The organism is Caulobacter sp. P1_B12_2 (assembly GCF_056406675.1).
Genome location: NZ_JBFTZS010000224.1, coordinates 1 through 7,349, shown reverse-complemented (window position 1 = coordinate 7,349; position 7,349 = coordinate 1). Strand labels below are relative to the sequence as shown.

General features: G+C 64.3%; 6 protein-coding genes. 2 read left to right on the top strand and 4 right to left on the bottom strand.

From position 1 onward, the window contains the following. From AC1DZ6_RS14710 to AC1DZ6_RS14695, 4 genes are all read right to left on the bottom strand, one after another. Nucleotides 1-359 (bottom strand): CoA transferase subunit A (locus AC1DZ6_RS14710; RefSeq protein ID WP_477097902.1); only part of this gene is annotated, 359 nt, incomplete at its 3' end. Between the two features lie 9 nt (nucleotides 360-368). After that, the gene (locus AC1DZ6_RS14705; protein WP_477097901.1) at nucleotides 369-1,217 is read right to left on the bottom strand and encodes a dioxygenase family protein; all 849 of its coding nucleotides are present in this window, start codon (nucleotides 1,215-1,217) and stop codon (nucleotides 369-371) included. A gap of 70 nt (nucleotides 1,218-1,287) precedes the next feature. Beyond that, entirely contained in the window at nucleotides 1,288-1,578 is a 291-nt protein-coding gene (catC, locus tag AC1DZ6_RS14700) for a muconolactone Delta-isomerase (RefSeq protein ID WP_477097900.1), read from the bottom strand. A gap of 2 nt (nucleotides 1,579-1,580) precedes the next feature. Continuing rightward, nucleotides 1,581-2,744 (bottom strand): muconate/chloromuconate family cycloisomerase, encoded by a 1,164-nt coding sequence (locus AC1DZ6_RS14695; RefSeq protein ID WP_477097899.1) that lies wholly within the window; start codon nucleotides 2,742-2,744, stop codon nucleotides 1,581-1,583. 89 nt (nucleotides 2,745-2,833) lie between these two features. On the opposite strand from AC1DZ6_RS14695, the gene AC1DZ6_RS14690 reads away from it, so the two are divergent. Then, a complete protein-coding gene (locus AC1DZ6_RS14690) occupies nucleotides 2,834-3,727 on the top strand; it encodes a LysR substrate-binding domain-containing protein (protein ID WP_477097898.1) in 894 nt (297 codons plus the stop codon). A 578-nt stretch (nucleotides 3,728-4,305) separates the two neighbouring features. After that, on the top strand, nucleotides 4,306-7,155 hold the full coding sequence (locus AC1DZ6_RS14685) for a TonB-dependent receptor domain-containing protein (protein WP_477097897.1): 2,850 nt from the start codon (nucleotides 4,306-4,308) through the stop codon (nucleotides 7,153-7,155). Nucleotides 7,156-7,349 lie beyond the last annotated feature (194 nt).

The following is a 7,349-nucleotide window of genomic DNA, read 5'->3' as shown; positions in this document are numbered from 1 at the left end:
GTGTAGAAGGCCGCGATGCCGGCCCCGCCCGCGCGGATGCGCTCGGCCAGCGTGCCTTGCGGGGTCAGCTCCAGCGCCAGCTCGCCGGAGAGATACTGTGACTCAAACAGCTTGTTCTCACCAACGTAGGACGAGATCATCTTTCGGATCTGCCTGCTCTCAAGGAGCATCCACAGGCCAAAGCCGTCGGCGCCGGCGTTGTTGGAGATGACGGTCAAGTCGCGCACGCCCGCGGCCTTGATCACGGGGATCAGGCTCTCGGGGTTGCCCGACAGACCAAACCCGCCCGACATGATGGTCATGCCGTCAAACAAYAGGCCCTCGAGCGCGTCGCCGGGGGAGGGGAATAGCTTCCGCATCGCCGGCCTTCAGACGCTGCGCCGCGGACGAGCCGACAGAGCCTCGTCCGCCTCGTCGGCGGCGCGCTGCAGTTGGAAGTCGAACGCGATGTAGACCGCATCGCCCTGCCGGTTGGGCGTCGGCAGCAGACCAGGTCGCGTGCCGAACGCAAAGTCGTCGGCGGCGAAGGGGTCATCGCCAAAGTTGATCTGCGTGGTCAGCTGGCGGTAGCCCGGCGCCTCGACGAAGAAGTGAACGTGGGCCGGACGATTGCCGTGGCGGCCAAGGACCTTCATCAGCCGGTCGGTGGCGCCTTGCGGTGGAACGCTATAGCCGTGCGGCATCTTGGAATGGAAGGCGTAGCGGCCGTCGTCGCCCAGCCGGATGCGGCGGCGATTGTTGAACGGGGTCTGCTCCGCGGTTGGGTCGAAGTGCGAGTACCACCCTTTGGAGTTGGCGTGCCAGACATGCAGGATCGCGCCCTTGACCGGCTCCCCGTCCGCACCGGTGACAGCGCCGTTCATGTACAAGGTCTCGGTGTCGTCAGGATCGTCGGTGAGGCTGGCCTCGACGTCCACCAGCGGGGCGCCGGCCACATAGAGCGGCCCCTCGATGGTGCGCGGCGTGCCGCCGGCCAGGCCGGCTTCGGCGTCCTTGGCTTCAGTGTACAGGTCAAGAAAATGCTCAAGGCCCGTGCCCGGGACGATCAGCCCGAATTCTCCAGCGCCCTGTTGGAAAAAGGTGATGGCCTGCCAGAACTCGCCCTCGCTGATGTCGTGCTTGATGACCGCGACCATGACCGCTTCGATCAGGTCACGCGTAATCGCTTTGAGGCGGGGATCCCCCTCAGGCGACGTCGAGCCGCTGGCGCGGTCCAAAAGCGCCTGGACGGCGGCGGTCTTTACAAAATCGGGGCTCATTTCCTCTCCCTTTTCGGGCTTTATGTTTTCAGCGGTCGTCGTCGTGAATGGACGACGGGTGGCGACAAAGGGGCGTCACCTTGATCTTCATGAGCGAATAGAGCGGCAGGTTAGTCAGGAGCTCGTGCAGTTCGGCGTTGCTCTCGACGTCGAAGATGCTGACGTTGGCGTAACGGCCGACGATCCGCCAAATATGCCGCCACTTGCCCGAACGCTGCAGCTGATGAGAATATTGCTTTTCATCGGCCTTGAGCGCCTCCAGCCGCGCCGGATCGAAATCGCCGGGGACCTCAACGTCCATTTCGACTTGAAACAGCATGATCAGTTTGTCTCCGCGTGTGCTGCTATGCTCAGGGTGCGGCGCGCGGCGTCGCGCCTCAGGAAGGCGACCCGGTCCCAATCCAGAGCGATGCCCAGGCCCGGCCCGGTCGGGACCCCCAGGGTGAAGTCGGCATAGTCGAGCGGCGCCTCCAGGATCTCCTCCGCCAGCAACAGAGGACCGAACAGTTCGGTGCCGAAGCGCAGCTGCGGGAAGGTCGAAAAAAGGTGCGCCGAGGCGATCGTGCCCACGCCGCCCTCCAGCATCGTCCCGCCGTACAACGCCACGCCGGCCGCCTGCGCGATCGCCTGCACCTGCTGCGCGGCGCGCAGGCCCCCAGACTGCTCGATCTTGACCGCGAACACATTGGCCGCGCCGCTTACCGCGTACTCGTAGGCGCTGGCGGGGCCCTGCAACGCCTCGTCGGCCATGATCGGGATGGCCGCCTGGGCTGTCAGCCGGGCCATGCCGTCGCGGTGATGGCGTGAAATCGGCTGTTCGACGAGGTCGCATCCGACGTCGGCCAGCATGGCCACGCCCTTGCGCGCGGTGGTCTCGTCCCATGCCATGTTGACGTCGACGCGCACGCTCGCGCGATCTCCCAAGGCCTTCTTGATCGCCCCGACGTGAGCGACATCCTCGGCGAGCGGGCGTTTGCCGATCTTGAGTTTGAACGTGTCGTGCCGGCGCTGGTCGATCATCGCTTCGGCCTCGGCGATGTCGGTGGCCGTGTCGCCGCTGGCGAGCGTCCACAGCACCGCAAGCCGATCGCGTACCCGCCCGCCCAGCAGTTCGCTGAGCGGGATGGCTAACCGCTTTGCTTGCGCGTCGAGCAGCGCTGTCTCGATCGCCGACTTCGCGAAGTGGTTTCCGACGATATTGGCGCAGATCTTGGCGAGCGCCTCGGCGGGGCGAGCCGCGTTGCAGGTCAGAAGGATCGGCGCGACATAGCTGTCGAGGATCAGCTTGATGCTCTCTGGGCTTTCGGGCCCGTAGGAAAGGCCGCCGATCGTCGTGGCTTCGCCCACGCCAATAACGCCGTCACCGCAGTGTACCCGAACGATGCATAACGTCTGACGCTGCATCGTCGCCATCGCCAGGACGTGAGGCCGTATCGTCGGCACATCGACCAGAAATGTCTCGACCTCGCGAACTCGGATCAACATCGCGCTCCCTGACCGTTGGTTAGGTCTTAGGGGGCGGTCGAGAGATTGGGAAAGACCGAGTTGGTCACACATGATACCCAGGCGGTATCATGGAGCTGCGTCACCTTCGTTCGTTCGTAGCCGTCGCGGCGGAACGCAATTTTACCCGCGCCGCGGATCGGCTCGGCATTGCTCAGCCGCCCCTAAGCCGTCAGATCCGCGAGCTGGAAGCTGAGCTCGGCGCCGCCTTGTTCGACCGGACGAGCCGGCCGGTCCGCCTYACGGAGGCGGGCCGCCTGCTGCACGAGCAAGCTGTGCAGTTGCTGGGCGGCATCGAGCAGATCACGCACAATATTCGGCAACTGACCGCGGCTGGGCGCCCCCGGTTCGTGATCGGGGTGGTCGGTTCGATCATGTACGGGGCGTTGCCCGAGGTCATCCGCCGGTTCCGAGATCAGGCGGCCGACACCGAGGTTGAACTGATCGAACTGACGACCGTTCAGCAGGTCGAAGCGCTTCATGACGGGCGCATAGACGCCGGATTTGGCAGAGTGCGGATCGATGACCCGGCGATCCGGCGAGAGATCTTGTACAATGAACCCCTTGTCGCGGCGTTATCCTCGTGCAGCCCGCTGGCGCAGCAGGATCGGCCGGTTCGGCTGGCCGATCTTTGCCGCGGCGTCCTGCTGATCTACCCGAGCGTCCCGCGTCCTAGCTACGCCGATCAGGTGCTCGAACTTTTACGCGACCACGGCTGCAGCCCGGAACGGATCGTCGAGGTGCGCGAAGTGCAGACCGCGCTTGGGTTGGTCGCGGCCCAATCGGGTTGCTCGATCGTGCCCAGCTCGATGCAGCATTTGCAGCGATCCGATATCCGCTATGCGCCGATCACCGAGCCGCTGGTGTCTCCGATCATCCTCAGTCAGCGCAAAGCCGACGAGGGAAAGCACGCGCAGACGATCCGGCGCATTGGTCGCGCGGTGTTCAGCGACATGGCGATCTGACCGAGCGTGTCATCGCGGGTGAGGCCGGCGAGCTCGAAGCCGCGCGCCTCTTGCCTGGGTGGCGAGGTGTGGGCGTTGCTTGTGAAGGCGCCGCATCGGTGACGATCGGCTCGGTCCCATCCGCGGCAGGACATTGTCGCGCTTATCAGCGCTGCACGCCGTGGGGCGCGTGAAAATGTTGGGTCGCGGACGATTTCCAAAAAGCTGCGAACCCTTCGAGAGGGCGTCGATCACCGCGCGCCGTCCACGCCCTGGCCCCGATCGATCAATCCAGTTTACTGATCGATCTATCGGTTAATTGTATTTTGTAATCACCAAACGCCGGTTCATCAAGGCTGTGAGCACGGCCAGGGTTGAGCGCCGGCAGGGGAATCCAAGTTGCAAACGACGCCGCTCGGCGTCGCCATCGCACGCCCCCTGCCGGCGGTCGCTTGCACCCTGGGCGAGAGAAGCGGCGCCAGCCGCCAGCTCGCGGGGGAGGTGATGCGCCACCTCTAAGAATGACTTGAGAGGGAAAAATGAAGGCATCTGCACAATTTCTGCTTCACGGGGCCAGCGCCGCCGCCTTGATCATCGGTATGGCCTTGGCCTCACCGGCCTATGCTCAAAGCGCCGCAACGGACGGCCAGGCCGAAAGCCAAGCCACCAAGACGGCGAACACCGGCGCCCAGACGTCGGAAGACACCGACAGCAACGCCGTCGCCGAGGTGGTGGTCACCGGCACCAATATCTCAGGCGTCCGGCCGGTCGGGTCGGAGACGATCACGATCGGTCGCGAAGAAATTCTCGCCACCGGACTGACCAACCTCAACGAGGTCCTGCAGACTCTCCCGCAGGTGCAGAACAATCCCAACGCCGGCGGCTCCGGCCCCGTCTATCGCCAGGGCGGCACGTCCGGCTATGACGGCAACGCCACTCAAGGCACCGCGATCAACCTGCGCGGCCTTGGCACGTCGGCTACCCTGACCCTTGTCGACGGACGCCGGGTCGTGCCGAGCGGGGCCGGCGCCACCTTCACCGAATCCATTCAAGTGCCGATCGCCGCGATCGAACGTATCGAAGTGGTGAGCGACGGCAATTCGGCGATCTACGGCTCGGACGCGGTGTCCGGCGTCATCAACTATGTCTTGCGTAAGCATTTCGACGGCGTGGAAGTCACCGCTCGCGACACCTTCGACCGTTATCACAACAACTGGGGCGCATCGGTGACCGCCGGCCATAGCTGGTCCACCGGCAACATCATCGCCACTTACGACTATGACTCGCGCGAGTCCTTCGTCAGCGGCGAGTCTCCTTTCCTGCGGCGCGACCTCAGGCCCCTGGGCGGCATCGATGCTCGCGCGGTCGACGCGACGATCGCGGTTTCGACCCCGACCTTGCTCGTCGGCGGCAACGGCCAAGCCTACAGCTACTACACGGTGCCGGGCAACGCCGGGGCCAATCCTCAGTTCACGCAATTGACGTCCGGCGCCAACCTCGTCGACTCGTCGTACTTCAACGACTACTTGGGGCGCCAGCGGCGGCACCAGGCCGCGGTGTTCTTCAACCAGGAACTCAATTCGGCGCTGTCGTTCTTCGTCGAGGGCTTCTACACCAACCGCGAAACGACAACGGGGGCCTACGGCAACAGCCGGGTCCAAAACATCGTCACCGTCTGCCAAGGCGGCCCCTACTACATCGCCGGCGCGCCGGCCGCGGCCGCCAGTTCGAGCGCGTTGTGCGGCGGCGCCTTGGGCCAGCAAATCGCGGTTGATCCGGTCACGTTCTTTGGCGGCCGCTCCGTCACCTCCAACCCGACCGAGACGATCAGCGTCACGAGCGGCTTCAAGGCCGGCCTGCCGGGCAGCTGGAACGCCGACGCCTATGTCACCTACGCCCACGACTCGACGTGCGGCATCTGCAACTACAACAACAACGCCAATGGCGCGGCCCTGGCCGCGGAAATCACCGCCGGCCGGATCAATCCGTACAGCACGACCCCGCTGACCCAGGCGCAATACGCCAGCTTCATGGGCACCAACACCCAGCAGGCCTGGAACACCTTCTATGACGCGATGATCAAGCTGAACGGACCGTTGTTCTCGCTGCCCGGCGGCAAGGTCCGCACCGCGTTCGGCAGTGAGCTGGCCTTCAACCGCCAACATCTGCGCAACGCCAGCAACAACGCGTTCGAAGACGATCCGACCAACAACACCTACGCGGTGACCAACGACGCGACGGCCGATCGGAGCACCGCGTCGGCCTTCGCCGAGCTGTTCGTGCCGATCGTCGGCGGCGACATGAACGTGCCGCTGGTGAAGTCGCTCGAGGTCGACGTGGCGATCCGCTACGACGACTATTCGGATTTTGGGGGCACGACCAATCCCAAGGTCGGCGCGACCTGGGATGTGAATGACGCGATCTCGGTCCGTGGCTCCTGGGGGACGTCGTTCCGCGCCCCGGCCCTGACCGACACCAATCCGCAAAACTACTCGTCGGCCGTAGTCGGCGCGCCGTTCGCCAACAATTCGGGCCGCACCGATATCGGGTTCCTCTTTCCCGGAGCCAGCAGCACCTATCTGATGCTCGGCGCCAACCCCGAGCTCAAGCCGGAAACCGCGACGACCTGGTCCACCGGCTTGGACTTCAGGCCTCCGGGCACCGGCTTCAGCTTCTCGGCGACCTATTACAACACCAAGTATTCCAATCAGATCGTCAATCCGAACCTCGGACTGTTCCTGTCGAACCCGGCGAATGCCGCGCTTTATGATGGGTACATCACCCCGGTGAACAATCCGGCCGGATGCGTGAACGGCACGCCTTCGACCTATGATCCGGTGCTGGCCGATTTCATCGCGGCGCATCCTGCGGTCTACAACACCACCATCGTCGGCGCCTGCTCGGTCAATGTTATCCTTGACGCGCGCTCGACCAACGCGGCCACGACCTTCCAGGACGGCCTCGATTTCCAGGCCAACTATCTGTTCGACATCGGAAAAGGGCATTGGTCCGTCGGGGCGAGCGCCACCAAGATTCTGAACCAGACCATCCAACCGGTCGCCGGTGCGCCCGAAACCGACGTGCTGGACACCTTCTACTACCCGGTCAGCCTGCGCGGCCGCGGTCAGATCGGCTGGTACCAGGGCAGGTTCGGCGCCAACCTCTTCATCAACTATGTCGGCTCCTACACCAACACGCTTCCGCTCACGGGCCAGCCGCAGAGCAAGGTGCCGTCGTGGACCACGGTCGATCTTGGCCTGCGTTACGAGTTTCCGAGCGAGGGGGCGAGGTTCCGTTCGCTGCGGGTCGCCGTCAACGTCCAGAACCTCACCAACGAAGATCCGCCGGTGGCGCTCACCCAAGCGGGCAACAGTTACGGCGCCTTCGATCCCTCCAACGCCAACATCTTTGGCCGGATCGTCAGCCTCCAGCTGACAAGCGCATTCTGAAGCCTGTCGTCCACGACGTTTGATCTGGGGCGCCTGGCCGCTTCGAAGTAGGAGAACAGCACGTGAAGTCTTTCCATCCCGCGAAGCGGCCAGGCGCCCCAGATCAAACGTCGTGGACGACAGGCTTCAGAATGCGCTTGTCAGCTGGAGGCTGACGATCCGGCCAAAGATGTTGGCGTTGGAGGGATCGAAGG